The 23,799-nt window shown below is 64.7% G+C and carries 26 protein-coding genes and 1 tRNA gene; 2 read left to right on the forward strand and 25 right to left on the reverse strand.

Features of this window, described 5'->3' with window-relative positions; genetic code table 11:
- Positions 1 to 311: 311 nt before the first annotated feature.
- The 24 genes from AC3G2C_RS02705 to AC3G2C_RS02820 all read right to left on the reverse strand — a co-directional run bounded on the left by AC3G2C_RS02705 (position 312) and on the right by AC3G2C_RS02820 (position 21,783).
- Complete coding sequence (locus AC3G2C_RS02705) at positions 312 to 1,574, reverse strand: IS30 family transposase (protein ID WP_488383055.1); 1,263 nt, start codon at positions 1,572 to 1,574, stop codon at positions 312 to 314.
- Between the two features lie 149 nt (positions 1,575 to 1,723).
- The gene (locus AC3G2C_RS02710) at positions 1,724 to 1,918 is read right to left on the reverse strand and encodes a hypothetical protein (protein WP_488383056.1); all 195 of its coding nucleotides are present in this window, start codon (positions 1,916 to 1,918) and stop codon (positions 1,724 to 1,726) included.
- Between the two features lie 728 nt (positions 1,919 to 2,646).
- Positions 2,647 to 3,885 (reverse strand): tyrosine-type recombinase/integrase, encoded by a 1,239-nt coding sequence (locus tag AC3G2C_RS02715; protein ID WP_488383057.1) that lies wholly within the window; start codon positions 3,883 to 3,885, stop codon positions 2,647 to 2,649.
- Between the two features lie 187 nt (positions 3,886 to 4,072).
- A tRNA-Leu gene (locus AC3G2C_RS02720) sits at positions 4,073 to 4,158 on the reverse strand.
- A gap of 25 nt (positions 4,159 to 4,183) precedes the next feature.
- Positions 4,184 to 4,765, reverse strand: a complete 582-nt coding sequence (locus AC3G2C_RS02725) for a cysteine dioxygenase family protein (protein WP_488383058.1) — start codon at positions 4,763 to 4,765, stop codon at positions 4,184 to 4,186.
- Between the two features lie 67 nt (positions 4,766 to 4,832).
- A complete protein-coding gene (metX, locus tag AC3G2C_RS02730) occupies positions 4,833 to 5,936 on the reverse strand; it encodes a homoserine O-acetyltransferase MetX (protein ID WP_488383059.1) in 1,104 nt (367 codons plus the stop codon).
- Entirely contained in the window at positions 5,936 to 6,985 is a 1,050-nt protein-coding gene (locus AC3G2C_RS02735) for a tetratricopeptide repeat protein (protein WP_488383060.1), read from the reverse strand. Before AC3G2C_RS02735 ends, metX begins: the two co-directional genes overlap by 1 nt.
- Complete coding sequence (locus tag AC3G2C_RS02740) at positions 6,982 to 7,434, reverse strand: cytochrome c-type biogenesis protein (protein ID WP_488383061.1); 453 nt, start codon at positions 7,432 to 7,434, stop codon at positions 6,982 to 6,984. The genes AC3G2C_RS02735 and AC3G2C_RS02740 overlap by 4 nt, the downstream gene beginning before the upstream one ends.
- Entirely contained in the window at positions 7,434 to 7,976 is a 543-nt protein-coding gene (locus AC3G2C_RS02745) for a DsbE family thiol:disulfide interchange protein (RefSeq protein ID WP_488383062.1), read from the reverse strand. The genes AC3G2C_RS02740 and AC3G2C_RS02745 overlap by 1 nt, the downstream gene beginning before the upstream one ends.
- Positions 7,973 to 9,946 (reverse strand): heme lyase CcmF/NrfE family subunit, encoded by a 1,974-nt coding sequence (locus tag AC3G2C_RS02750; RefSeq protein WP_488383063.1) that lies wholly within the window; start codon positions 9,944 to 9,946, stop codon positions 7,973 to 7,975. The genes AC3G2C_RS02745 and AC3G2C_RS02750 overlap by 4 nt, the downstream gene beginning before the upstream one ends.
- Positions 9,943 to 10,410 (reverse strand): cytochrome c maturation protein CcmE, encoded by a 468-nt coding sequence (gene ccmE, locus AC3G2C_RS02755; protein WP_488383064.1) that lies wholly within the window; start codon positions 10,408 to 10,410, stop codon positions 9,943 to 9,945. Before ccmE ends, AC3G2C_RS02750 begins: the two co-directional genes overlap by 4 nt.
- A gap of 22 nt (positions 10,411 to 10,432) precedes the next feature.
- Positions 10,433 to 10,633, reverse strand: coding sequence for a heme exporter protein CcmD (ccmD, locus tag AC3G2C_RS02760; protein WP_488383065.1), 201 nt, complete (start codon positions 10,631 to 10,633; stop codon positions 10,433 to 10,435).
- Complete coding sequence (locus AC3G2C_RS02765; RefSeq protein WP_488383066.1) at positions 10,630 to 11,388, reverse strand: heme ABC transporter permease; 759 nt, start codon at positions 11,386 to 11,388, stop codon at positions 10,630 to 10,632. The genes ccmD and AC3G2C_RS02765 overlap by 4 nt, the downstream gene beginning before the upstream one ends.
- A gap of 1 nt (position 11,389) precedes the next feature.
- Entirely contained in the window at positions 11,390 to 12,076 is a 687-nt protein-coding gene (ccmB, locus tag AC3G2C_RS02770) for a heme exporter protein CcmB (protein WP_488383067.1), read from the reverse strand.
- A complete protein-coding gene (ccmA, locus tag AC3G2C_RS02775) occupies positions 12,073 to 12,723 on the reverse strand; it encodes a cytochrome c biogenesis heme-transporting ATPase CcmA (protein WP_488383068.1) in 651 nt (216 codons plus the stop codon). The genes ccmB and ccmA overlap by 4 nt, the downstream gene beginning before the upstream one ends.
- A gap of 100 nt (positions 12,724 to 12,823) precedes the next feature.
- Positions 12,824 to 13,243, reverse strand: coding sequence for a DUF3293 domain-containing protein (locus AC3G2C_RS02780; RefSeq protein ID WP_488383069.1), 420 nt, complete (start codon positions 13,241 to 13,243; stop codon positions 12,824 to 12,826).
- A complete protein-coding gene (locus AC3G2C_RS02785) occupies positions 13,236 to 14,636 on the reverse strand; it encodes an FAD-dependent oxidoreductase (protein WP_488383070.1) in 1,401 nt (466 codons plus the stop codon). The genes AC3G2C_RS02780 and AC3G2C_RS02785 overlap by 8 nt, the downstream gene beginning before the upstream one ends.
- A 72-nt stretch (positions 14,637 to 14,708) precedes the next feature.
- Positions 14,709 to 15,470 (reverse strand): acetoacetyl-CoA reductase, encoded by a 762-nt coding sequence (gene phbB / locus AC3G2C_RS02790; protein WP_488383071.1) that lies wholly within the window; start codon positions 15,468 to 15,470, stop codon positions 14,709 to 14,711.
- 112 nt (positions 15,471 to 15,582) lie between these two features.
- A complete protein-coding gene (gene phaR, locus AC3G2C_RS02795) occupies positions 15,583 to 16,062 on the reverse strand; it encodes a polyhydroxyalkanoate synthesis repressor PhaR (protein WP_488383072.1) in 480 nt (159 codons plus the stop codon).
- 90 nt (positions 16,063 to 16,152) lie between these two features.
- A complete protein-coding gene (locus tag AC3G2C_RS02800) occupies positions 16,153 to 17,706 on the reverse strand; it encodes a DHA2 family efflux MFS transporter permease subunit (RefSeq protein ID WP_488383073.1) in 1,554 nt (517 codons plus the stop codon).
- Positions 17,707 to 17,729: 23 nt separating this feature from the next.
- The gene (locus AC3G2C_RS02805) at positions 17,730 to 18,932 is read right to left on the reverse strand and encodes an EmrA/EmrK family multidrug efflux transporter periplasmic adaptor subunit (protein WP_488383074.1); all 1,203 of its coding nucleotides are present in this window, start codon (positions 18,930 to 18,932) and stop codon (positions 17,730 to 17,732) included.
- Positions 18,919 to 20,427, reverse strand: a complete 1,509-nt coding sequence (locus tag AC3G2C_RS02810) for an efflux transporter outer membrane subunit (protein ID WP_488383075.1) — start codon at positions 20,425 to 20,427, stop codon at positions 18,919 to 18,921. The genes AC3G2C_RS02805 and AC3G2C_RS02810 overlap by 14 nt, the downstream gene beginning before the upstream one ends.
- Positions 20,424 to 20,921: a MarR family winged helix-turn-helix transcriptional regulator gene (locus AC3G2C_RS02815; RefSeq protein ID WP_488383076.1), complete on the reverse strand. Its 498-nt coding sequence runs from the start codon at positions 20,919 to 20,921 to the stop codon at positions 20,424 to 20,426. Before AC3G2C_RS02815 ends, AC3G2C_RS02810 begins: the two co-directional genes overlap by 4 nt.
- Before the next feature lie 97 nt (positions 20,922 to 21,018).
- Complete coding sequence (locus AC3G2C_RS02820; RefSeq protein ID WP_488383077.1) at positions 21,019 to 21,783, reverse strand: TatD family hydrolase; 765 nt, start codon at positions 21,781 to 21,783, stop codon at positions 21,019 to 21,021.
- A gap of 137 nt (positions 21,784 to 21,920) precedes the next feature.
- Here AC3G2C_RS02820 and AC3G2C_RS02825 point away from each other — a divergent pair, with 137 nt between their 5' ends.
- Positions 21,921 to 22,502 carry a glycine zipper 2TM domain-containing protein gene (locus tag AC3G2C_RS02825; protein WP_488383078.1) on the forward strand — a complete coding sequence of 194 codons (582 nt, stop codon included), beginning with the start codon at positions 21,921 to 21,923 and terminating at the stop codon, positions 22,500 to 22,502.
- An 11-nt stretch (positions 22,503 to 22,513) separates the two neighbouring features.
- Entirely contained in the window at positions 22,514 to 22,969 is a 456-nt protein-coding gene (locus AC3G2C_RS02830) for an outer membrane lipoprotein (protein ID WP_488383079.1), read from the forward strand.
- 73 nt (positions 22,970 to 23,042) lie between these two features.
- Here the strand turns inward: AC3G2C_RS02830 and AC3G2C_RS02835 are convergent, their stop codons facing one another.
- On the reverse strand, positions 23,043 to 23,477 hold the full coding sequence (locus AC3G2C_RS02835) for a cell wall hydrolase (protein WP_488383080.1): 435 nt from the start codon (positions 23,475 to 23,477) through the stop codon (positions 23,043 to 23,045).
- Positions 23,478 to 23,799 lie beyond the last annotated feature (322 nt).

Raw genomic sequence — 23,799 nt, forward strand, 5'->3', positions numbered from 1 at the left:
AGGCGCACCGCGCAAACACTCCGCTTGCCGTCAGGGGGCAATGGCTGGCGCCCAAGCGAGGCGAGCTGTGCGCAAAAGAAGGGCGTGATCACATATACGCTCGCGATAAAATCCACAAGAGGGGTTATCTGAAATTTGCTGAACTGTGATGCGGCTGGACGAGCGAGAAGTTTGAGGCATTGCCGCTCCACACAACTACAGGGTCGCTGACAGAAACGGTACATGCGCAGGCGTAGGGTAGGGCGAATTGCCACTACGCAGAGACCCGCATGCCTCGTGACTTCTTCGTACCCGTTTGTCGTTTCCGCTCCCTATGGCGTGGCGCTGGCCGGGTAGCGGCTGTGGCGTACAGCATCATCGAGAAAGAGGGCGCCCAGGTAGTAAGAATCGACAGCGAAGGCAACGTGTTCATCACGCCCGCCAAGCACGCCTTTAGCCAAAAGCTGCTTAGAACCCACACCAACAGCATCGTCGGCCAATACAACGCCAAAGCTAAGGTGGAAAACATCCGCTCCGACATCATCGCAACGGCGGCCTGCATCAAGCGGTGAGATGAGCGCATCGGCAGGCTGCTGGGCGCCTGGGTGTGACGGGCGCCTCGCGCGATATGGCTGCAAGTGGCGCTCGAAGGGGGTGCTATGCGGCGATCTGCCACCGAAGCGCTTTTTTTCCTTGGGCGTGCTTTGCCAAAGGCGCGAGTCGCCACACATGGGCGGTGGCGCTGCTTGGGATAGTGTCGATTTGCTATCGCGGGCTTCCCGATACAGCTTGCAGCGCCGATACTGGCGAAGCAAGCCGTTGGTGTTTTCGTTCGTGCCACGCTGCCAGGACGAATACGGGTCAGCGAAGTAGCTTTTTGCATCGAGCGCGATATCGATGAGCGCGTGCTCGGCGAATTCGCTGCCGTTGTCCCAGGTGAGGGTGTGCACACGCTGGCGCAGCGCGTACAGCGCCTGCAGGATCGCTCGCAGGGTAGGTTCGGCCTCGCCACTGGCCACGCGGCGCAGGCGAAGCAAGCCGGATTTTCGCTCCACCAGCGTGACGATGCGGGTTAGGCCTTTGCCAACGATCGTGTCGCCCTCCCAGTCTCCGACGCGCTGGCGTGTATCGACCACGGCGGGGCGCTCGCTGATCCGGCGCCCGCCAAAGCGCTGGCGTTGTCGTGGCGTACCGCAGCGATGCCGTCGCCGCTTGCGACGCCGCAGGTGCGTCCACAGGGTACCGCCGCGCTGCCGATCATCGGCGATATGTTGGTAAATGCGCTCATGGCTGATCGCGATGTCACCCTGGCCGGCGATCTGCTCGGGACTCCAGCCATCGGCCAGAGAGGCCTCCACGATCGGCCATTGGTCAGCGCGGATGCGGGGCCGGGCACTCGCCTGATGACGGCGTTGCATGCTTTGCCGTTGCGCCGACCTGGCCTCGTAGCGATCACCCGCATGGCGCCGAAGTTCGCGGCTGATCGTGCTTGCATCGCGTGCCAGCCGCCGCCCCATCTCGCGCGATGAAAAGCCACCTCGATGCAGACATTGAATCTGATAACGTTCGTCCTGGCTCAGGTGCGTGTAGCTCATGTGCAGTTCCACTTGGCGGTGAAGCTTCGCAGGCTACCGCACCTGGGTCGCGTCACCGTATGGGGCGCTGCACTTCAGAATTGAATTCGCCACCCCTGTTTTGCCCCGTTGTCAGTCAAGCCGCTTTCAATGTCGTAATACTGGCCGGGTTATCGCTTGCTGCCACAGCGCCAGTGATTGATCGTGGACATCACTCTCTTGTCCAATTGTTCCAGTGCAGCCGGCGACATATTTTCCGAGCGGAACGAATACTCCAGTGCGTAGTCGCTGGCGAGCACCGCGCGGCGGCATTTCAGGCCCGCTGGCCACGATTTGTCGCCAGGCAGCGGATCGCTTTCTGCCAAGCAACTAGCTTGTAAAACATCGCTATCTGCAAGTCGTGGCGCGTCCTGCTTCTGACTGCCATCGGCTGTATGGCTCCATACATCCCATCGCTTATCGCGACGAACTATGAGAACGCCATTACTCTCAGATTGGGTCTTAGCAGCCGAAGGGGAAAGAGTTCCTAACTTTAGTGTCGATTTGGCACCGAAGTCGGCCCACTTCTGTGAGCGAAATGCCGACCGCTCTTCGACAACGCCACCGCTGATGGAGGCTGGGAACGGACACTGATCCGCCTCTGCTCCAGTCAGGCCCTCGCAACCGGCAAATGCAAATCCCTTAGGAGTGCCAGGAGCCTCGTCAGGAGCCCACGGCACATTCGGAATTTTTTGGGAGTCTGGAATGCAGAAATCGCTAGCCGCACCGGCAAGCTCATAGCGGGGAGTATCTGATCGCACGCCTCACAGCGTCACGGTCACCGGAGTGAATCGCCCAGCCAATTCGCAGGGGGCGATAGCAAACATCAACGCGTCCTGTGTCCGCCAAGATAGTTCTCCATAAGTCAGTCGGCATTGATGCGCCGTCGCTATAGCCCATCTACCGCCAGGTACTAGGTGCGTCAAACCGCATAGGGTTGCCCCCGGTAGAGTACGGTGTAAGTCACCACTTGGCGCCGCTCGATGTAGGTAGTTGCATCAGAAGAGGAGGTCACGCCGCGCGTTAGGTGAGTGTGCTTAGAGCTATTTGACCCTCAACCGCGCTTGAATTTGATCGGTAAAACCTTGGCGCCGGCACGCAGACCGTCCAGATAGTTTGCCCAGGATTGCATCATGCGCTTACGCTCGTCGAGATATTGCGCTGCGTGCGTGTAGGCTTCGCGGACCTTGTTGGACTCTGCATGTGCGAGCTGGCGTTCGATCGCATCGGCGTTCCAGTCCATTTCGTTGAGCCTAGTGGCGGCCATGCTTCGGAATCCGTGGCCCGTCATCTCGTCTGTGCCATATCCCAGTCGACGAAGTGCGGCATTGATGGTGTTTTCCGACATAGGTCGGCTGGCACTACGGACACCTGGGAATACATAGTGGCCATGCCCCGTCAGACCATGCAGTTCTCGTAGTACTTTGACTGCCTGCGTCGACAGGGGGACGAGGTGGGCTGCCTTCATCTTCATGCGCTCTGCTGGGATGCGCCACATTGCGCCGTCGAGATCGAACTCTAACCAGGCTGCCTTGCGCAGCTCGCCCGGGCGAACGAACAGGAGTGGCGCCAGCTTGAGGGCCGCGAGGGTTACGAACTGCCCCGTGAAGCCATCAATCGCGCGCAGAAGCTCTCCGATCTGCTTGGGATCGGTAAGGGCAGCTCGATGGGTCGGCTTGGGTGTGGTGAACAGGCCGCGCAGACTGGCGGTGATGTCGCTATGCGTGCGTCCCTCAAGAACAGCCCAGCGGAACACCTGGCCGGCATTGATCTTCACTCGGCTAGCGGTCTCTCGCTTGCCTGCTTCCTCCGCTTGCTTCAAGACGTCTCGTAGCTCGAGCGGTGTGATCTCAGCGATTGGGCGTTGACCGATAAAGGGGAATAGATACGACTCAAGGCGCCAGCGATCTTTATTTGCCGTGGCCTCTGCCGTGTCGCCCTTGGCTTCGCGCCACGCCATCCAGTCACGTGCCACGCGCTCGAAGGTCTCTGAAGCTATGGCCTCCGCCTGAGCTCGCGCGGCCTTTTCTGACTTCCGTACTTCTCCAGGGTCCTGACCCGACACCAGCAGCCGGCGCGCGTCCTCGCACCGTTGGCGAGCGTCCTGCAGAGATACCGTGGGGTAGGGGCCGAGCGCGAGCAATTTCTCTCTGCCAGCGAAGCGATACTTCCAGCGCCAAAGCTTCGAGCCGATAGGATTGACGAGTAGATAGAGGCCTTTGCCCGCAGCGATCTTGTAGGGCTTGTCCTGGGGCCTGGCCTTGCGCAGAGCAACGTCGGTGATCGTCGGCATCTGGGGGTATCCCGCTTTCGTAGGTAGGGGGATTTGACCCCTATACCCCTAGATATACCCCCAAATACCCCCGGATTCCAGTAGGTCCCGTTGGACGTGGCTGGATCATTCGGGCATAAAAAAACCCTCAAAACTGAGGGTTTTCCTTGGTTCCTTGGACTCCGCTGGACATCCTTGGACTACTACTTGGTACCGGTGATAGGACTCGAACCTACACTCTATCGCTAGAAGCGGATTTTGAGTCCGCCGCGTCTACCATTCCGCCACACCGGCATTGCAGCGGGCCATTATGCCCGGTTCAATGCACCGGGTCGAGCCCCAGTTGGCGGTCGGTGCGCTGGTACTGGTGGTTGTGGCCCAGGGGCTGGAAAACGGCGCAGTGGGTCATCTGGCCGGAGTAGATGTGCAGGCTCACGGCCACCGCGTCGCCGCTGGGGTTGCGGATGGTGTGGTACTCGTGGGGCGGGATCAGGCTGCCGGCGGAGCCGGGGCCGGCCTGGATGGAGCCCACGGGCTGGAAGCGGTAGTTGCCGTCTTCGTCGGCCAGGCGCTCGTACTGCACCACTTCAAGCGCGCCGCTCCATACGCCCTCCACGCACCACATGCCGCAATGGTCGTGGATGGGGGTGCCCTGGCCGGGCCCCCAGGTCATGGCGACCACGCAGTAGCCGTGCTCCTCGCTGCGGTACAGCTCGCGGCGGGCGTAACGGCCTTCGGCGGTTTCGAACACGCAGTCGGGCAGGGTCACCTTTTGGCCGCGAATGAGGTCGCACAGGCTGTTGCGCAGGCTGTCGGTGACGGCGCGCGTACAGTCGTGGGCCACGGCGGCATCGATGGCGTCGATGAGTTGGCGGGAACCGGGGAAGTCCAGGGTCAGCATGTCATTCTCGGGTGCAGTGCTACCGGGCCATCTTAGCAGCGAGGGGCCGGCGGCGCAGACGGGCCGTTCAGAGTCGGCCGAGAAAGCCGCCGATGGCGCGGCTGTAGTTGGGAATATCCACCAGGAAGGCGTCGTGGCCCTGCGGCGAGTTGAGCGCCACAAAGTCCACCTCGGCGCCGGCGGCGCGCAGGCCATCGGCAATCTGCTCCTGCTGCTCCAGCGGAAACAGGATGTCGGTGCTAACGCCGATCACCATGGCGCGCTCCAGGTGGATGCGCTTGAGGCCGGCCATGACGTCGCCATCGCCGTATTCGCTGATGTCGAACCAGTCGCTGGCGCGCGAAAGGTAAAGGTAGCTGTTGGGGTCGAAGGTGTGCACGAAGCGGCGGGCGTGGCCTTCCAGGTACGACTCCACTTCGAATTCGAGGCCGAAGGGGTTGTCGTCGCGTTGTTCGGCATCCAGGCGGATGCGGGCGAAGCGGCCGTTCCATTCCATGGCGGAGCGGTAGGTGATCACACCCAGTTTGCGGGCGATGCTCATGCCCGTTTCGGGGTAGTGCGCGTCGTCGTACTGGCCGTTGTTCCACTGCGGATCAAGGCGAATGGCCTCGCGTTGCAGCGAGCGGATGGCAATGGCGAACGGCTGCGCCTGCGGGGCGGTGTCCACGCTGATGTGCGCGCGCACGCTGCCCGGGTGCAGCACCATGTACGCCAGCGCGCTCATGCCGCCCATGGAGCAGCCGATGAGGCAGGCGAGCTGGTCGATGCCCAGGCTCTGTACCGCCTGGTGGGCGGCGTTGGCGACGTCTTCCAGCGAGAGCTCGGGGAAATCCAGCCGATACGGCGCGCCCGTGGCCGGGTTGATGGAGGCCGCGCAGGTGGAGCCCTTGTCGCTGCCCAGCGAGTTCACGCAGATCACATACCAACGCGTGGTGTCGATGGCTTTGCCGGGGCCGATCATGGCCTCCCACCAGCCAGGCGTGGGGTCTTGGGCGTTGGAGGCGGCGTGTGCGCTGGGCGAGAGGCCGGTGAGAATGAGCACGGCGTTGTCGCGCGTAGCGCTGAGGGTGCCCCAGGTTTCGTACGCCACCTGCGCGCCATGCAGTTCGCCGCCGCGCTTCATGGCGAACGGCGTGGAAAGGGCGGCGTAGCGGCGTGCGTCGTGACTCATCAATGAACCTTGTCGATGGTGATGTGGATGGGCGTGTGTGTGCTCACGTCCACCACGCCGGCGTCGCCTTCCAGGTCGCCGGCTTGGGCCAGGGCCTGGCCGCTCTTGCTGATGCGGGCGCCCACGAACACCCGAGCGGCCGAGGATAGTTTGAGTTGCGGTGTCATGCCCATGGCGTCGGTAAGCGTGACGCTGGCTGGCATGGCGGTGGCATCGAGTCGGGCGACGGCCAGCGGCATGGGCGGGCCGTTTTCGGCGCGGGCGTAGACGAACAGCGTGTCGCCAGGGGTGAGCTTGTTCTTGAGCTCAGGCGCCAGCGACACCTGCACCTGCAGGGCGGGGCCTTGGTTGGCCTGTGTGGCGGGTGTTTCCGGGCTGGCTTTGCCGTCGCCGTTGGCGCGCGCATCGGCCACGGCAATTTGCTCGGTCACGGCCTTGGCGACGGTGGAGCCGGGTTCCAGTTGAGGCTGCAACTGGCGCCAGGTGGCGGCGGCTTCGCGGTAGTGGTCGTGCTGGAACTGGCTGATGCCGAGCAGCCACAGGCCGCGCTGGCTTTGCGGGTCGAGCTTGACGGCGCGCTCCAGCAGTTCAGCGGCGCGGCCTTCGATGCGGTGATCGTCGCGAAGCAGCGAATCCGCCTCGGCCCAGCCGACCATGGCGATGCTGTTGTTGGGGTCGATGCGCAGCGCCTGCTCGTACGCGCTGCGCGCGTCGGCGGGGCGGCGCATCACGCCGTAAGTTTGCGCCAGCAGCATCCAGCCTTGTTGGTCATCGGGCTGTTGCTTGAGGTGGCTTTGCAGCTCCGCCACCGCCTGGTCGATGTTCATGCTCGACGGTTGCTGCGCCACGCCGTTGAGCGTGGCGGGCGTGCCCACGGCAAGGTAAAGGCCCACGGCCGCGATCGGCAGCGCAAAGGCGATGACCATGGCCAGCGCAAACACCCCGCGCGAACGGCCCTGGCGGCGCCCCTGGCGCAGCAGGGGCCACAACAACAGCAGCAACGCCGCGGCGATCATCACCGCCGCGATCAGAAAGAAAGCCAGCCTCACCAGTCGTCCCCTTCGTCACTGGGTGGGTTGTTCATGGCGGCGGCCGGCTCGGTGCGTTGGCGGCGCCGCACGGTGATCACCACCACCATGGCGCCGGCCAGCAGAATCGCCAGCGGCCCGAACCAAAGCAGCAGCGTGCTCGACTTCACCGGCGGGTCGTACAGCACGAAGTCGGAGTAGCGATCCACCAGGTATTGCTTGATCTCCTCGTCGCTCTTGCCTTGCTGCATCAACTGGAACACTTCGCGGCGCAGGTCGCGCGCAAGGTCGGCGTTGGAGTCGGCGAGGTTTTCGTTCTGGCACACCAGGCAGCGCAGTTCGCGGGTGAGCTTTTGAAAGCGCACCTCTTGCGCGTGGTCCTTGAACGGCAGGGGATCGATGGCCTGTGCGGCAACGCCACCCACGGCGACCAGCGCGGCCAGCGCGATGGCGCGGAGCAGCGTGCGCATCACGGCGCCTCCTTGCTCAGCGCGGCGATGGCCGGCTTGAGTTCTTTTTCGATCGCTTCAGGTGTGAGCGGGCCGATGCGCTTGTAGCGAATCACGCCCTTGCCATCCACGAGAAAGCTTTCCGGTGCGCCGTACACGCCAAAGTCGATGGCGGTGCGGCCCTCCTGATCGACGATGACCATGTCGTACGGGTTGCCATGCTGGGCCAGCCACGCCTTGGCGTCGTCCGGGGCATCTTTGTAGTTGTAGCCCACGATGGGCACGCCGATGGCTTTGCCCTGGGCCATCAGCACCGGGTGCTCCTCGCCGCAGGCCACGCACCAACTGGCAAATACGTTGATGAGGTAGGGCTTGCCCAGCAGGGCATCGCGGCTCACGGTTTGCGTGGGGTCGTCCAGGCGCGGCAGCACGAAGGCGGGAGCGGGCTTATTGATCAACGGTGACGGTACTTCGCGCTGGTCGTGCTGGGTGTTCCACCAGATGCCAAAGCCGAACAGCGTCACCAGCAGCAGAAAGCCGATGAAGGGAAGCAGGCGACTCATGCGCGCGACTCCTGCAGCACGGGCGCAGCCACCGGGCTGGCCTCGGCCACGCGCTTGGCGCGGAAGCGGCGATCCGCCGCGGCGAAAAAGCCGCCCAGCATCATCAACAGGCCGCCCGCCCAGATCCAGCGCACGAAGGGTTTGTCGTAGAGGCGCAATGCCCAGGCGCCTTCGGGGTGCTCATGATCCATCGGCTCGCCCAGCGCCACATAAAGCTCGCGGAACAGGCCCGGCGCAATGGCCGATTCGGTCTGCACCTGGCCGCGCGTGTACGTGCGCTTTTGCGGATGCATCACGGCGACCTCGCTGCCGTTGCGCACCACGGTGACGGTGCCTTGGTCGCCCTGCCAGTTGGGGCCAGTGGTTTCCTGCACGCCATCGAAGCGGAACGTGTAGCCGCCAATGGTTTCGGATTGGCCGGGTGCCATGCGCACGTCGCGCTCCACGCTCAGCGCGTTGGTGAGCATCACGCCTGCCAGAAACACGCCCACGCCCAGGTGCGCCAGCAGCATGCCGGCCATTTCCGCCGGATAGCGGCGACCGGCGGGCATCTCGCGCCAGCGCTTGAACACGTAGAGCAAGGTGCCAAAGCCGCACCACACGGCGGCCGCCGTGCCGGCCATGGCCTTGCTCTCGCCGTCGGTCACCAGCGCGGCAACGATGGCGAGCGCCACGCTCGCCAGGCCGGCTTGCCACAGCACGCGCTTGAGCTGCGGCATGTCGCTCTTGCCCCAGCGCAGAAACGGGCCGAACGGCAGCAGCACCACCACCGGCAACATCAACAGCGTGAACAGGAAACCGAAGTAGGGCGGCCCCACCGAAATCTTGCCGAGGTTGAGCGCATCGCCGATCAGCGGGAACAGCGTACCCAGCAGCACCATCGCCGCCGCCACGGTGAGCATGAGGTTGCCGATGAGGATGGCCGTTTCACGCGACACCACGCTGAACGGCTTGCCGCCGGCCACCTTGGGCGCACGCAATCCATAGAGCAGCAGCGAGCCACCCACCACCACGGTGAGGAAGCAGAGGATGAACAGGCCGCGCCTGGGGTCGGAGGCAAACGCGTGCACGGATGTGAGCACGCCCGAGCGCACCAGGAAGGTGCCCAGCAGCGACAGCGAGAACGCGAAGATGGAGAGCAGGATGGTCCACGCGCGCAAGCCGCCGCGCTTTTCCGTCACCGCCTGCGCGTGGATCAGCGCGGCGCCCACCAGCCACGGCATGAAGCTGGCGTTTTCCACCGGGTCCCAGAACCACCAGCCACCCCAGCCAAGCTCGGCGTAAGCCCACCAGCTGCCCGCGACAATGCCAGCGGAAAGAAAGCCCCACGCCACATTGGTCCACGGACGCGCCCAGCGCACCCAGGCCTGTTCCAGTTCACCGCCCAGCAGCGCCGCGATGGAGAACGCAAAGGCCACCGAAAAGCCCACATAGCCCATGTAGAGCACGGGTGGATGGAAGGTCATGCCCGGATCTTGCAGCACCGGGTTGAGGTCGCCGCCATCGGCCGGCATGGGCAGCAGGCGCAGGAAAGGGTTGGAGGTAAAAATGATGAAGGCCAGAAAGCCCACCGCCACCAGGCCAAGCACGCCCAGCACACGCGCGGCGAACACCTCCGGCAGGTCGCGGCTCAATGCCGCCAGCGCGAGCGTCCACAGGTTGAGGATGAAGATCCACAACAGCAGCGAGCCCTCGTGTGCGCCCCACACCGCGGCAACGCGGTAATACCAGGGCAGCGCGAGGTTGGAGTTGTCGGCCACGTACTGCACGGAGAAATCGAAACGCAGGAACGACCACACCAGCAGGCCGAAAGCCAGAATGACAAACGCAGCCTGGCCCGCGGCGGCGGGTCGCGCCACCGCCATCAGTGCGCGGTTGTTGCGCCAGGCGCCGAGCAGCGGCAAGACGCCCTGCGCGAGCGCCAGCAGCAGGGCGAGGATAAGTGCGAGCTGGCCCAGTTCCGGCGTCATTGCGGCTGATCCTGGCCGGCGGCCTCGTTAACCTTCTTGCCTTCATGCGCCTTGGCCATGGCGTCCTTGAGTTCTTTAGGCATGTAGGTCTCGTCGTGCTTGGCCAGCACTTCGGCGGCGATAAAGCGGGCGTTGTCCATGTGGCCGGTGGCGATGACCGATTGGTTGTCGCGGAACAGGTCCGGCAGGATGCCGGTGTATTCCACCGGCATGGAGCCGTTGGCATCCACCACGGTAAAGGTGACCTTGAGCGAATCCTTGCTGCGCTGGATGGAGCCGGCCTTGACCATGCCGCCGAGGCGAAAGGTTTTGTAACTGGTGGCCGCGCCCGATTGCACCTGGCTCGGGGTGAAGAGGTAATTCATGTTCTGCTGCAAGGCGAACACGATGAGCCCGCCCGCCACCACCGCGGCGGCGATCACGAGGAGGGCGATGGTGAGCCTGCGCTTGCGGGTGGGGTTCATGAAGGACTCGCGTCTCCGTCGCTTACGGCGTGGTGGTTTGGCGCGCCTGTCGCGCGCTTTGCCGCGCAAGGCGGGTGCGCAGTTCGCGCAACTGGCGTTTGCGGCGCAGGCCAGGGCTGAGGTAGTCGGCCAGCAGCACCAGGAAGAACACCCCGAAGGCCGGCCACACGTACGCCGCATAACCGCCCATGGCGAAAAAGTGCTGCCAGGAGAACGGCGTCATCGTGCACCTTCCTGTTCGGCGATCTGGCGCACCCAATCCTTGCCGCTTTCCAGCGCCAGCAGATCGGTGCGTACGCGGCCGAAGAGGCTGGCCACGTAATAGAACTTGGTGGCGACCATCATGGTGAGCAGCGGCCACAGCATGTCGCTGCTGATGTGCGAGGGGCCCAGGATGCGCACGGTGGAACCCTGGTGCAGCGTATTCCACCAGTTCACCGAGAAATGCACGATCGGCACATTGATGATGCCGATGATGGCGAGGAACGCCGCGGCGCGTGCGCCCTGGCGGCGATCTTCAAAGGAGTGATACAGCCCGATAACGCCCAGGTACAGAAACAGCAGCACCAGTTCGGAGGTGAGGCGTGCATCCCAGGTCCACCAGGTGCCCCACATGGGCTTGCCCCACAGCGAACCGGTAACCAGCGTGATGAAGGTAAAGGCCGCGCCGATGGGCGCCGATTCCATCGCCACCACTTCGGCCAGCTTGATGCGCCATACCAGCGAGATGAAGGCGGCCACCGCCATGAGCCCGTAGATGAACAGGCTCATCCAGGCGCTGGGCACGTGGATGAAAATGATGCGGTAGGCGTCGCCCTGTTGGTAATCGGCCGGGGCCAGCACCAGCCCGCCGTACAGCGCCACCGCGCCGAGCAGCAGCGCAAGGGCAAGGGCCCACGGACGCACCACACCGGCAAAGCGGTAGAAGTTAGGCGGTGAGCTGAGCTTGTGTACCCACAACGGGATCCAGTTGGCCATCTCAAGCATCCAAGGCAATGCGAAGCGCGGCGGCACAGGCCAGCGGCGCCAGCACCAGGGCCATGACCAACGCGGCCCCCAGCCAGGCGATGGGCGCGAGCCACGGCAGCCCCTGTTGCGCCGCGGCAACGGCGCCGGCGGCAAAAATAACTACTGGTACGCAGAGCGGCAGCAGCATCAACGCCAGGAGCATACCAGAGCGTCGCGTGCCGGCTGTGAGGGCCACCAGCACGGCGCCGAGCAGACTCAGCAGGGGCGTGGCAAGCGCCAACGCATACACCAGCACAGGCATCACCGCGGTAGGCAGATGCAGCATGCCGGCCAGCAGTGGCGCAATGACGATGAGTGGCAGCGCGGTGGTGATCCAGTGCGCGAGGATCTTCATGCCCAGCATGAGCGCCAGCGGTTGCGGCGACAGCATGAGCTGCTCCAGCGAACCGTCCTCGATGTCGCTGCGGAACATGGCATCGAGTGCGAGCAGCATGGCGAGCAACACGGTGACCAGCACCACGCCGCTGGCGATGCGCTGCAGCAGGGCGTCCTCCGGCCCGAGCGCGAAGGGGAACAAGGTGATCACGATGATGGCGTAGAGCACCGGCATGGCGATGTCGCCGCGACGGCGCCAGGCCAGGGTGAGGTCGCGTCGCAACACAGCGGCGCAGGCGGCGGCAAGCGAGGGGTGACTCATGCGTGCATGCGTACCCGTTTGGGTTCGCCATCGAGAAAGCTCACCGCACCATGGCTAGTGACCAGGGCGGCGCCGCCACGCGCGGCGTGCCGAGCCAGCAGGCGGTTCACCAGCTCGATGCCGGTGCGATCCAAGTTGGCGTAAGGCTCATCGAGCAGCCACAGCGTGGCGGGCAGCAATAGCAATCGCGCCAGCGCGGCGCGCTTTTTCTGGCCAGCGGACAGGCGACGCACGGGTTCGTCCTCGTAGCCGGCCAGCCCGACGTCGAGCAACACCTGCTCGATGCGGTGCCCGTCGCGTATGCCGTACAGCCCGGCGGCCACCGCGAGGTTTTCGCGCGCGCTGAGATCGGCCTTCAGGCCCAGGTGATGCCCCAGGAAGACCGTGTCGCCCAGGTGCTCGACCCGGCGCCACGGGCCGCCGCGCCAGCGCAGCTCGCCTTCGTCCAGGTGCAGCAAACCGGCAAGGACGCGCAGCAAGGTGGTTTTGCCGCTGCCGTTGTCACCTTCCACCAAGGCCACTTCACCGGCGTGCAGGCTGAAATCCAGCGGTCCGAACACGGGTTCGTCCTGGCGATAGAAGGCGATCGCCCGTGCTTCCAGCAAGGCGTGTGGTGTGGCCGTGGCGTTGGCGGTCGGCGCAGTCATCGGTCGATTGTCCGCAAAGGCTGGCGCGCTTGTCCATGCGGCGAGCTGCCGCCGGTGCAGGACGAGGAAACGGGGGCCGGAAACGTGCCAGAGAGGCGCCTCAAAGGCCGGCTGTCCAGCGCAGTTGCGCGGCCGAGGGGCCCCGGCCGTGGACATAGGCATGCTGGGCGAAAATGTGGGCGAGCCGGTCAAGCGCAGTGATGTCCAGGCCCACCACGAACAGGCTGGGTTCGCGCCAGGCGCCATGCTGGGCGACGCCGACACCGGCGCGCAGCACGACGGTCCGCGGCAATGTCCGGAGCTGTCGCAACAGTGCGCGCTGCGCCGCGCGGTTCACGTGGCGCGGCTGTGGCTGGGAGCGCGGGTTCCACGCGGTGATGAATCCCCACGGTTGATCCGCGACACAGGTGGCCAGCGCAGCGGGCAACGGCTGATCGATGCGTATGCTGGCCCAGCCGCCCGTCGCGAGCCGCACCCGGTAATCGGTGGCGCGGTACGCGGCGAGCAGGGCCTCATCCATGCCGTAGATCGGGTAGCGGCGGCAGGGTGGCTTTCAGGGTGCCCACGGCGGCGGCGAGGTCCACGGCACCCACGTCGGTGGAGCCGCGCAGCAGCTGATCCAGCAACGTGTCCTGCGCCCGGCCACGCTCATAGGCGTACGCATAGGGCAGGTGGGTAAAGGTGACCATGCGATAGCGCGCCATGAAATGCGCCGGCGCCTGCGTGGCCAACAGTGCGCCCAGCTCGCGCTTGGCGAGGTAATACGGGTCGGCCACCGAGTCGCGCATCTCGATGTAGTTCTCCAGCGCCATGGCGGCGATGGCGTCGCTGTTGGGCTGGCGGATGCGCTGGAACTCGGCGAACACCTCGTCGGTATCGTCCGGTGCTTCGCCGAGCAGCGCGGCCAGCACCACGGTGTCTTCAAAGCCGCAATTCATACCCTGGCCGTGGAACGGCACGATGGCGTGTGCCGCATCGCCCACCAGCAGCGCGCGGCCGCCCAGGTGCCAGCGTTGCAGGTACAGGGTGGACAGCGTGCCGACCGGGTGGCCGTCGTAGTCGTTGTCGAAATCGGGGATCAGTGGCAGCAGATCCGGGAAATCGTGCTGATAGAAGGCGCGCGCTGCCTGCGCATCGGCCAGCGTGGCGAAGCTCGGGTGCGGGCCCTGCGCGGGCAGGAACAGCGTGACGGTGAAGCTGCCTTCGGTATTGGGCAAGGCGATGCACATGTAGCCACCGCGCGGCCAGATGTGCAGCGCGTGAGGCTCCAGCGCGAACTGGTCGTGCCCGCCGCTGCGGCCCACCAGCTCCGCGGGCAAGGTGCCGGCGGGAGGAATCTCCAGCTCCTTGTAGGCGTGGCCAAGCGCATCGACGCGCTCACCCAGGGGGCTGTGCGCATTCATCGCCGCGCGCAGCGCCGAGCCCGCGCCGTCGGCACCGATGACCACGGGCGCATCGATGTCACGCTCCGTGCCAGCCTCGTCGGCGAGGCGAATGCGCCCGGCATCGAAATCCGCCGACACCAACGACTGGCCGAAATGGAAGCGCACGCCGGCCGCTTCCGCCGCATCGAGCAGCAGCATGTTGAGCGCGCCACGCGACACCGACCAGATGACTTCGCTGTCGTCCACGCCGTAACGCTGCAGGCCCGAGCGACCGTCGCGCGTATGCACCATGCGTCCGCGCATCATCACGGCGCGCTGCAGCACATCGTCGGCAAGGCCGGCTTCGCGCAGTGCCTGCAGGCCGCGCTCGGCCAGGGCGAGGTTGATGGAGCGGCCACCGACGAAGCCCGCGATGCGCGGGTCGGGGCGTTTTTCGAAGACATCCACCTTGAAGCCGCGACCGGCCAATTGCTGCGCCAACAGCGCGCCGACCAGGCCGCCGCCGATAAGGGTGATGTGCTTCGCCATGGATTCCCTGAGTAGGCAGCCGCGATGGCCGCCAAGAGTAGCCGGTTGGCGCGACGCAGGCGATGTGCGCGATCAGAAGCTCATGAAGTAGCCGCCGTTCACCGGCAGGTTGGCGCCGGTGATGTAGCCGGCGTCATCGGCGGTGAGGAAGCTGACCGCGCGGGCGATGTCGGCCGGCGCGCCCAGGCGGCCCACCGGAATATCGGCAATGATCTGGGCGCGGATGTCGTCGGGCACGGCGGCCACCAGCGCGGTATCGCAGTAGCCCGGCGACACCGTGTTGACGGTGACGCCCTTGCGCGCCGTTTCGCGCGCCAGCGCCATGCCGAAGCCATGCACGCCAGCCTTGGCGGCGGAATAGTTGGTCTGCCCGAACTGGCCCGTCTGGCCGTTGACCGAGCTCAGGTTGACGATGCGCCCGAAGCCGCGCGTGCTCATGCCTTCGACCACGTTGCGGCACATGTTGAACACGCCATCGAGGTTCACGCGCATCAGCTCGTGCCATTGCTGCGGCGTCATCTTGCGCAGGCTGGTGTCGCGGGTGATGCCGGCGGCATTGACCAGGATGTCCACGGCGCCGTGTTGGGCTTCCACGCGGCCGATCAGCTCGGCGCAGCTTTCGAACTGGCTGACGTCGCCGGGTTCGAAACGCACGGCGCCATCGAGGTCGGCCAGTTCGCGCTGGAAAGCGTGCAGGCGATCCTCACGAGCCGGCAGATCCACGGCAATCACCTGACGCCCGGCCTGGGCAAGGTGGCGGCAGATTTCGGTACCCAGGCCGCCGATGCCTCCGGTCACAAGGGCGACGCGCGGGGTCGGGGCAGTAGGGTTCATGTGAAAGACTCGTGCACATGCCGCACGGCAGCACATGTTGTGCTGCAACGGCTGAGAGTGAGAAGGGAAATCGGCCGCGCCCGCATTGGCGGGCGCATGCGCGGAGAGAGAATTACGGCTTCTTGGTGGTGCGCGGCGTCTGTGCCTGCGTGGCGGCATCGAGCAGGCCGCGCTGCATGTTGCGCCAAGCATCCATGTTGCGCTCGGTCAGCTCGTTGAGCATCGACCAGGGGGTCTGGCCCAGCAGGCTGTTGAGCTGCGTGCGGAATTGCTGCTGCTGGTCCAGGAAGACCTGCAGGCTGCGCTCCAGGTAAGGGCCCATGAAGCCCTGCAGCGAGTCGCCGTAGAAGCGGATGATCTGGCTGAGCAACTGGGGCGACAGCATGGGCTGTCCCTTTTCCTCGTGCTCAGAGATGATCTGCAGCAGCACCGAGCGGGTGAGATCCTCCCCGCTCTTGGCGTCGCGAACTTCGAACGTTTCGCCGTCCATCACCAGCTGTCGGACCTCTTCCAGCGTGATGTAGCTGGAGATCTCCGTGTCGTAGAGCCGGCGATTCGGATACTTCTTGATGATGCGGATCGTTTGTGCCATGCGGCACAAACTAACAGAAGGTATTGCGCCGCACCAGTCGCCCCTGACTAAGGTCATGCTGCACCCAAGGGTGCAGCAATTGTTAAAAAATCAGTGACCTACCGCGCCGCCGGCGGAGCCGAAGGGCGGCTTTGCCAGCCAGATCACGGGGATTAGCAGCACGAAGAGCACCGCGCAGCCGAGGAAGATATCGTTCACCGCCAGGGTGAGCGCCTCCCGGTTGACCAGGTTGTCGGTGATGCCCAGGGCCTGCATCTGTCCCAGCCCGCCATGGGTGAGCCCCTGCAGCACCTGGGTCGCGGCTGGGTTGGCTGCCGTGACGTTCTCGCTGAGGTTGGCGTGATGGAGGATGCCGCGGTGCTGCCACAGGGTGACCGTGACCGCCGTGGACACGCTCGAGCCCAGCGTGCGGAAGAAGTTGGCCAGGCCGCTGGCGCTGGCAATTTCCTCCGCCGGCAGGCCGGCCAGGTAGATCTGGTTGAGCGGGATAAAGAAGCAGGGGATGGCAATGCCCATGACGAAACGCGGGAGCACCAGCGAATCGAACGAGGCTGAGCTGTCGAAGGTGGAGAACCAGTACGAGGTGGCGGCGAACACGATGAAAGCGAACGTCACCACCGCGCGCAACTCCAGCCGGTGCATGTTGCGGCCGATTAGCGGCGACAACAGAAAGGCCAGGATGCCCACGGGTGCGGTGGCCAGGCCAGCCCAGGTGGCGGTGTAGCTCAGGGTGGTCTGCAGCCACAGCGGGAACACCACGTTGATGCCGAAGAAGGCAAACATGCCCAGCGACAACGCCGTGACGCCCGCGGTGAAGTTGCGTTTTCGGAACAGCCCCAGATCCACCACCGGGTGTTTGGCGTGCAGCTCCCACACCACCAGGAAGGTAAGGCTGATCAGCGCGACCAGGCCCAGCGAGGTGATCAGCGGCGAGGCGAACCAGTCATGGTCGTTGCCGTTGTCCAGCATGAACTGCAGGCAGCCCACGCCACCTACCAGCAGCACCAGGCCGATCATGTCGATCGGCGTCTTGAACGTCTTGGTTTCACGCTTGCGCAGCAGCGACCAGGTGATCACGCCGGCAAGAATGCCCACGGGCAGGTTGATGTAGAAAATCCACGGCCAGGAGAAGTTGTCGGTGAGCCAGCCGCCAAGGATGGGGCCGAAGATCGGCGCCACCACCACGGTCATGGCCCATAGCGCCAACGCGATGCCTTGCTTGGCCTTGGGGTAGCTGGCCAGCAGCAAGGTAAGCGAGAGCGCCACCATCGGGCCGGAGCCGGCACCCTGCATGAGGCGGGCGAACACCAGCATCGGCATGGAGGTGGCCAGGCCGCAAAGCATGGAAAACACGACGAACAGGAACACCGAGAAGACGAAGGTCTTCACTTCGCCGAAGCGTCGCGCGATCCAGCCGGTGAGGGGCTGCATGATGGCGCTGGCCAGCGAGTAGGAGCTGATCGTCCAGGTGCCCTCGCTGGAGCTTACGCCCAGGCTGCCGGCGATGTGCGGCACGGCAACGTTGACGATGGTCATGTCCAGCACCTCCATGAAGGTGCTGAACGCGACGGCGATGGTGAGCAGAACCAGCGCCGTGCCGTGCAAGGGCGGCAACGGCTTGGCGTCTTCGGGAGTGGTGGCCATGGGGGAGGGGCTCGGCTCGCTCGTCAGTTGGCGTTGCGCTGGCTCAGGTTGGCCTGAATGATCTTCTCAGCCTCGTCGTCGGCCTTGCTCGCCATCTGCTCATACACGCTGGTCTGCGCGATGGGCTGGCCGTTGCCGGCGGGCGCCATCATCGGGCCCTTGTCGTCGGTGATGTCCACGGTGACATCGGTGGAAAGGCCCACACGCAGCGGATGCTGGTCGAGCTCCTTGTCGTCCAGCGCAATGCGCACCGGTACGCGCTGTACCACCTTGATCCAGTTGCCGGTGGCGTTCTGCGCGGGCAACAGGGAGAACACGCTGCCGGTACCGGCGCCAAGGCCGATGACCTTGCCGTGGAACTCCACGCTGCCGCCGTACACGTCGGCCTCGATCTTGGCGGGCTGGCCGACGCGGATGTGGCGCAGCTGGTTTTCCTTGAAGTTGGCGTCCACCCACAGGTCGTGCAGCGGCACCACGGTCATCAGCTGCTGACCCGGCTGCACGCTGTTGCCGAGTTGCACGCTGCGCTGGGCGACATAGCCGCTCACCGGCGCGTAGATGGCATTGCGGTTGGCAGCGATCCAGGCAGCGCGGAAGTTGGCGCGTGCCTGTTCCACGGTCGGGTTGTTGGCGACCTGGGTGCCTTCGATGGCGGCATGCGCGGCCTGGGCCTGGGCCTGGGCGGCATCCAGTGCGGCCTGTGCCTGGTCTACGCCGTCGCGCAGGTGCTGCACGACTTCCGGGGCTTCCGCTTGTGCGGCGACCAACGGCATGCGGCGGGCAAGATCGGCCTGGGCCTTCTTGAGATCCACGCGGGCCTTGGCGACCTGCGCATCGGCGCCCGTGGCCGAGTCGGTCTGCTGGCGCACCTGGCGCACGGCCTGGGCGAGCGCGCTGCTTGCTTGCTGCAGGCGCACGTCGGCATCGGTGCTGTCGAGCTTCACCAGCACCTGGCCGGCTTCCACGCGCTGCGTGTCGTCGGCGAGGATCGCCACCACCGTGCCGGGCACCTGCGCCGAAATGGCGACCTGATTACCGCCCACGTAGGCGTTGTCGGTCTTCTCGCGAGTGGAGAACACAAACGTCCACAGCAACCACCAGATCACGCCCGCGAGGATGAACACGGTGGCGACGATGAGCAGGGCGCGCCGACGCTTGGCCGGGTCCTTGGCGGCCATGCCGCTGTCGTTGTCCTGCGAGCGGACGTTGGAATCAGTGGCGCTCATGCGTGGCGTCTCCGGAAAGGTTCGTCGGGGAAGTGGGGGCTTGGTCGCTGGAAACCTGGTCGGGCGAGCTGGCGCGATAGCCGCCGCCCAAGGCCTTGATTAGCGAGATGTTGGTGGAGAGGGCCTGGGCGTGCAGGCTCGTGCGGTCGTCCTGCTGTTGCAACAACTGCGCTTGCGCGGCGAGTGCCTCGCGCTGGTCGCTCACGCCGCGATGTACGCGGGCCTGCGCGTTGGCGAGCAGTTGCTCGTTGGCGGTGACTTCGCGGTCCTGCTCGGCGCGGCGCAATTCCAACTGTTTGGCGGTGAGGCTTTGCGTGGCCACGTCGCGCGCGGCGCTCAGCACGGTGCTGTTGTATTGCGCGACGGCGCCGTCGAGCTGCGCTTTGCTTACACCGTAATTGGCCTCAAGCAGACCGCCGGTAAAAATGGGCAGGTGCAGGGCCGGTGTGAGTGCGAACACGCGACTGCCTGCGCTGAACAGTTTGTCCAGGTCGACGCTGGATAGGCCGGCCATCGCGCTGATGCTGATGTCAGGATAGAACTGCGCACGGGCGACATCGGTCTGGCGCAGCGCTGACTCCACTTGCCAGCGACTGGCGGCAATGTCGGCGCGGCGAGCGATGAGGTCTACACCCACGTTGTCGGGCAGGCCGCCGGTTGCATCAGGAAGCGGGCGCGCTTGCAGGGCGGGCAGTTGCGCCGGCGCGACACCCACCAGGCTTGCCAGTGCCGCGAGGCGAATGCGTGCTGAGCTTTCGATCGCAACACGCATCTGTTCAGTGGCGGCGAGCTGTGCCTTGGCGGACTGAAGCGTGTCCGGGCGATCCACGCCCTGCCGCACGCGCAGCTCGGCGATACGCAGCAACTGTTGCTGCGCTGCCACGGCTTGCCTGGCGATATCGATACGCGCCTCATCGGCCAGCCAGCCCATGTAGGTATCAGCCACCGTGCTCTGGATGGCGAGCGCTGCGGCGCTCTGTTGAGCCTCGGCGACGTGGGCCTGGTCCACCGCTGCTTCGATGGTGTTGCGCTTCTTGCCCCACCAGTCGAAGTCGTACTGTGCCTGCACGCCCAGGTCGCCTTGGTTGTACCAGGTGAAACCGAGGAACTTGGGCGGAATCAAACCCGTTTCGCTCAGGCGTTGACGTTGGACCTGGGCGCTGCCACCCACCGAAAGTCCGGCCTGCGCGGTCGCTGCGCGAATGGATTGCTGCGCCGAATCGATGCGCGAACGTGCCTGGACAAGATCGGGCGAGCCTTGCATGGCCATCGCGATCAGTTGATCCAGTTGTGGGTCTTGATACTGACGCCACCATTCGGCGTCGGGCCAGCCGGCGCGATGGCCGGCTTCGATGCCGGCGAGCGGTACATCATCGCGCAGCGTGGGCTGGTGAAGCTTGGCGGGAATCGAGCAGCCGGCCAGGGCGACAGCCACGGCACAGGCGAGCAACATGCGCTGGCCGAATCCGCGGCGAAGCGAAAAGTCTGGGGTCATGGACGAGGGTCCGGATGGGTGAGCGAATCGATGTTCATCGCCACCTGTCGCAGCAGGCGGTCGAGCGTTCGTTTGTCGCTGGCGCTCAGCGACGAGAACACGCCAAGCACGCGGGGTGCCAGTGGCGGAAGAATCTTGCGCACCAAGCGCTTGCCGGCGGCGGTGATGCTGAGCACGACGCGGCGGCGGTCTTCGGCACTGCTGGTGCGCGTCACCAGCCCGGCCTTGACCAGTACGTTAGCGATGCGCGTCATATTGGTGGCGCCTTGCTGCGCGTATTCGCACAGTTCGCTCGGGTTCGCGCTGCCGGTGGGGCTGCTGTAGATCATCATCAACGTGCGGAAATCGCTGTCGTTGAGGTCGTAGGGCTTGAGATGGCGTTCCAGCTCGGTCTGCAGCGAGCTACCCACCAGCATAAGCAGGCGCGTCAGCACCACCTCATGCACGGGGTAGCCTGGCATGTTCTCGCCGACGCGAGCAATGCCCTCGTCCATATGAGCGAGACATTCGGTGATGCACTTCATTTCATTGGAGGATAGTTCACCGGTGAAGTAATTAGGCTAGCACCGGCCGGCGAAGGGAGGCAAGTGCTCAGAAGCCAAACAGTCGCCGCGCGTTCTCCGTGGTGGCGCGGGCGACCTGTGCTTCGCTTTCACCACGCAGTTCCGCCACGACGCGCAGGATGTCGGTGAGGTGGGCGGGTTCATGGCGCTCGCCGCGATGACATGCGCCGGGTTGATCGGGGGCATCCGTTTCGAGCAGCAGGTGTTCCAGCGGCATGTTGGCCACGATGCCGCGAAGGCGTTGTGCACGCTCGTAGGTGGCTGGGCCGCCGATGCCCAGATAGAAGCCTAGCTCCCATAGCCGTTCGGCCTGCTGCAAGCTCCCGGAAAAGCTATGCACGACACCGCGCAGGCCGCCGATGCGGCGCAGCGTGGAAGTGACTTCATCCATGGCGCGTCGCGCGTGCACGATCGCGGGCAGGTCGAAGTCGCGGGCAATGCGTAGTTGCGCCTGGAAATACTCGCGCTGCCGTTCGACATTCAGCTCCGGGAGGAAGTAATCCAGGCCGATCTCGCCCACGGCCACGCTGCGCTCGTTCTTCAGTTGGATCACCAGGGCATCCAGGTGCTCCGGGCGATGCCGGTCGATATAGATCGGGTGCATGCCATAAGCCGGAAGCGCTTGCGGGTGTACATTGCAAATGGCCGCAATGCGCGGCCAGGATTCGTGGTCGATGGCGGGCACCACCATGTGCTGCACGCCGTGCTCGCGTGCGCGGGCAAACATCGCCTCTCGGTCGCCGTCGAAGCTGGCATCGTCGATATGAGCGTGACTGTCGGTGAGTTCGAGCACAGTTTTTGGGTTTCCTGTCTAGAAAAATGCCTGACCCGATCTAAGCGAGTATTCAGTAAAACACGAGTTCAATTGAACCACTCGGGATCGTTCGAGGCGGATGCGGGGTGCTCCGCCGGTCCAGACAGGAGAGCATTATGAACAAGATGGTAATGACGGCGTTGCACGTGGGTGTGAGCGCTGCTTTGGTGTTGAGCCTTTCGGCGTGCAACCGCGATGCGAATGCGGATGGCGGCGTGGGTGCCATGTCGCAGCAGGGTGGCCAGGACAGCGCCAAGTACGCGCGCGTGGTAAGCGTGACACCGGTGCGCGAACAGGCGTCCGCGCCGCAGCAGGTGTGTCATGACGAAGTGGTGACGGTGCACAAGCCGGTGCAGGACACGCACCAGATCGCGGGTACGGCCATTGGTGCGGTGGCTGGCGGCCTGCTGGGCAATCAGGTGGGTGGCGGCAAGGGCCGCACGCTGGCGACGGTGGCGGGCGCGGTTGGCGGCGGTTACGCCGGCCATGAAATTCAGGCCAATCATCAGGCCAATGCGACCCAGCAGGTGACTCAGCGCCGCTGCAATACGGTGCCTGGCAATGGTGGCGACAAGGTGGTGGCGTACGACGTGAGTTACGAGTACAACGGCGTGACGCGCACTGTACGCATGGATCACGACCCGGGTGACAGGCTGCAGGTGCAACAAGGAGTAGTAGCAGTTTCCGACGCTCACTGAGGAATCACGTCATGCACACACTGTTTAGACATTTGGCTGTCGTGGGTTTGGCCTGTTCGATGGCGCTGTTGTCGGCCTGCGTGCCGCCACCACCGCAGCGACAGGTGGTTTACAGCGGAGCTTCCAATCGTTGCGAGCAGTGTGGTGTGGTGAGTGATGTGCGTCAGATCCAGACCCAGAAGGGCGCGTCGCCGCTGGGTATGGTGATTGGCGGCATCGCCGGTGGCGTGCTTGGCAACCAGGTGGGCGGCGGCAGTGGCCGCACGCTCGCCACGGTGGCAGGCGCGGTAGCGGGTGGTGCGATCGGTAACGAGGTAGGCAAGAACAACGGCGGGCCCGATATTGCTTGGCAGGTCACCATCAAGATGGATGACGGGCGCTATGCAACGGTGACGCAAGCGGCTGATCCGCAGGTTCGCCCCGGCGACTATGTGCAGATTCGCAATAACCTCGTCTATCGACTCTGACGATTTCGACGTTTAGACGTCCAAATAAAAAGGCCCTCTTTCGAGGGCCTTTTTTTGTGCATTGGGGTTGGGGTTAGTTGACGGCGTAGAACGCGTGATCGCCGATGGTCTTGACGATGCGGTGCGTCGACCATGTCGGAGATACTGCGAGCGTGGCGAAATGGTCGGCCTGTGGCACGTAAACCGTTCGCTCGCCCTTGGGCAGGCTCCAGTTGCTGATGGAGTCGCCGGCGATCTTCCACGCCTTGGTCCACGAGTTGAGGTCGGTGACCTCGAAACTGCTTGCTGTCGTCGTCAGCGCAAACTGGCGCGGGGAAGTAACGACCTCGCAAACGTTATCGCCCCAGGTGCCGCGATCGCGACGTCGAAGGGCTACCTCGGCCACCGCGTATTGCCCGATGGTCGACTCACTGCGTGCCTCGAGATAAACCGTCGTGGCCAGGCAGGTCTGGTCCGCGAGGGGTTGGGGTAGCACGGACGCCAGCCACAACAGCATGGAAAGTTTCATTGTCTGCCTCCAGCGTGCTGTACGCGCGAAGCCGGTACTGCTGACTTCACACGCCGTTGCGGTGGACGGGCGGGCAGGCCGTTCCACCTGGATTGAACACTGCGACCGAAACTTGTGGTCGCCAGCGGTTTGCCACGGGATTGTGGCCAGTCGAGCGGCTGATCCGGTGCCACTCACAACTTGTCGTGCTGCAAAGGCATTGCTCGGGTACTAACGACCACGTTGCCTGCAACTCCTCCGCACTAACGGAGGTTATGTACGCCGACATCACTGCCGGGTCGCGCTGATCCGGACCCCTCCGGTTCGTCGCGTATATCGACAC

The sequence above is a fragment of the Frateuria sp. sgz306004 genome (genome assembly GCF_057750885.1).

Excerpts from the sequence above, each read along its gene's own strand:
- AC3G2C_RS02705 (WP_488383055.1), bottom strand. The coding sequence starts at position 1,574 with ATGAGCTACACGCACCTGAGCCAGGACGAACGTTATCAGATTCAATGT.
- AC3G2C_RS02715 (WP_488383057.1), bottom strand. The coding sequence starts at position 3,885 with ATGCCGACGATCACCGACGTTGCTCTGCGCAAGGCCAGGCCCCAGGAC.
- AC3G2C_RS02725 (WP_488383058.1), bottom strand. The coding sequence starts at position 4,765 with ATGCTGACCCTGGACTTCCCCGGTTCCCGCCAACTCATCGACGCCATC.
- metX (WP_488383059.1), bottom strand. The coding sequence starts at position 5,936 with ATGAGTCACGACGCACGCCGCTACGCCGCCCTTTCCACGCCGTTCGCC.
- AC3G2C_RS02740 (WP_488383061.1), bottom strand. The coding sequence starts at position 7,434 with ATGCGCACGCTGCTCCGCGCCATCGCGCTGGCCGCGCTGGTCGCCGTG.
- AC3G2C_RS02745 (WP_488383062.1), bottom strand. The coding sequence starts at position 7,976 with ATGAGTCGCCTGCTTCCCTTCATCGGCTTTCTGCTGCTGGTGACGCTG.
- AC3G2C_RS02750 (WP_488383063.1), bottom strand. The coding sequence starts at position 9,946 with ATGACGCCGGAACTGGGCCAGCTCGCACTTATCCTCGCCCTGCTGCTG.
- ccmE (WP_488383064.1), bottom strand. The coding sequence starts at position 10,410 with ATGAACCCCACCCGCAAGCGCAGGCTCACCATCGCCCTCCTCGTGATC.
- ccmD (WP_488383065.1), bottom strand. The coding sequence starts at position 10,633 with ATGACGCCGTTCTCCTGGCAGCACTTTTTCGCCATGGGCGGTTATGCG.
- AC3G2C_RS02765 (WP_488383066.1), bottom strand. The coding sequence starts at position 11,388 with ATGGCCAACTGGATCCCGTTGTGGGTACACAAGCTCAGCTCACCGCCT.
- ccmB (WP_488383067.1), bottom strand. The coding sequence starts at position 12,076 with ATGAGTCACCCCTCGCTTGCCGCCGCCTGCGCCGCTGTGTTGCGACGC.
- ccmA (WP_488383068.1), bottom strand. The coding sequence starts at position 12,723 with ATGACTGCGCCGACCGCCAACGCCACGGCCACACCACACGCCTTGCTG.
- AC3G2C_RS02780 (WP_488383069.1), bottom strand. The coding sequence starts at position 13,243 with ATGGATGAGGCCCTGCTCGCCGCGTACCGCGCCACCGATTACCGGGTG.
- AC3G2C_RS02785 (WP_488383070.1), bottom strand. The coding sequence starts at position 14,636 with ATGGCGAAGCACATCACCCTTATCGGCGGCGGCCTGGTCGGCGCGCTG.
- phbB (WP_488383071.1), bottom strand. The coding sequence starts at position 15,470 with ATGAACCCTACTGCCCCGACCCCGCGCGTCGCCCTTGTGACCGGAGGC.
- phaR (WP_488383072.1), bottom strand. The coding sequence starts at position 16,062 with ATGGCACAAACGATCCGCATCATCAAGAAGTATCCGAATCGCCGGCTC.
- AC3G2C_RS02800 (WP_488383073.1), bottom strand. The coding sequence starts at position 17,706 with ATGGCCACCACTCCCGAAGACGCCAAGCCGTTGCCGCCCTTGCACGGC.
- AC3G2C_RS02805 (WP_488383074.1), bottom strand. The coding sequence starts at position 18,932 with ATGAGCGCCACTGATTCCAACGTCCGCTCGCAGGACAACGACAGCGGC.
- AC3G2C_RS02810 (WP_488383075.1), bottom strand. The coding sequence starts at position 20,427 with ATGACCCCAGACTTTTCGCTTCGCCGCGGATTCGGCCAGCGCATGTTG.
- AC3G2C_RS02815 (WP_488383076.1), bottom strand. The coding sequence starts at position 20,921 with ATGGACGAGGGCATTGCTCGCGTCGGCGAGAACATGCCAGGCTACCCC.
- AC3G2C_RS02825 (WP_488383078.1), top strand. The coding sequence starts at position 21,921 with ATGAACAAGATGGTAATGACGGCGTTGCACGTGGGTGTGAGCGCTGCT.
- AC3G2C_RS02830 (WP_488383079.1), top strand. The coding sequence starts at position 22,514 with ATGCACACACTGTTTAGACATTTGGCTGTCGTGGGTTTGGCCTGTTCG.
- AC3G2C_RS02835 (WP_488383080.1), bottom strand. The coding sequence starts at position 23,477 with ATGAAACTTTCCATGCTGTTGTGGCTGGCGTCCGTGCTACCCCAACCC.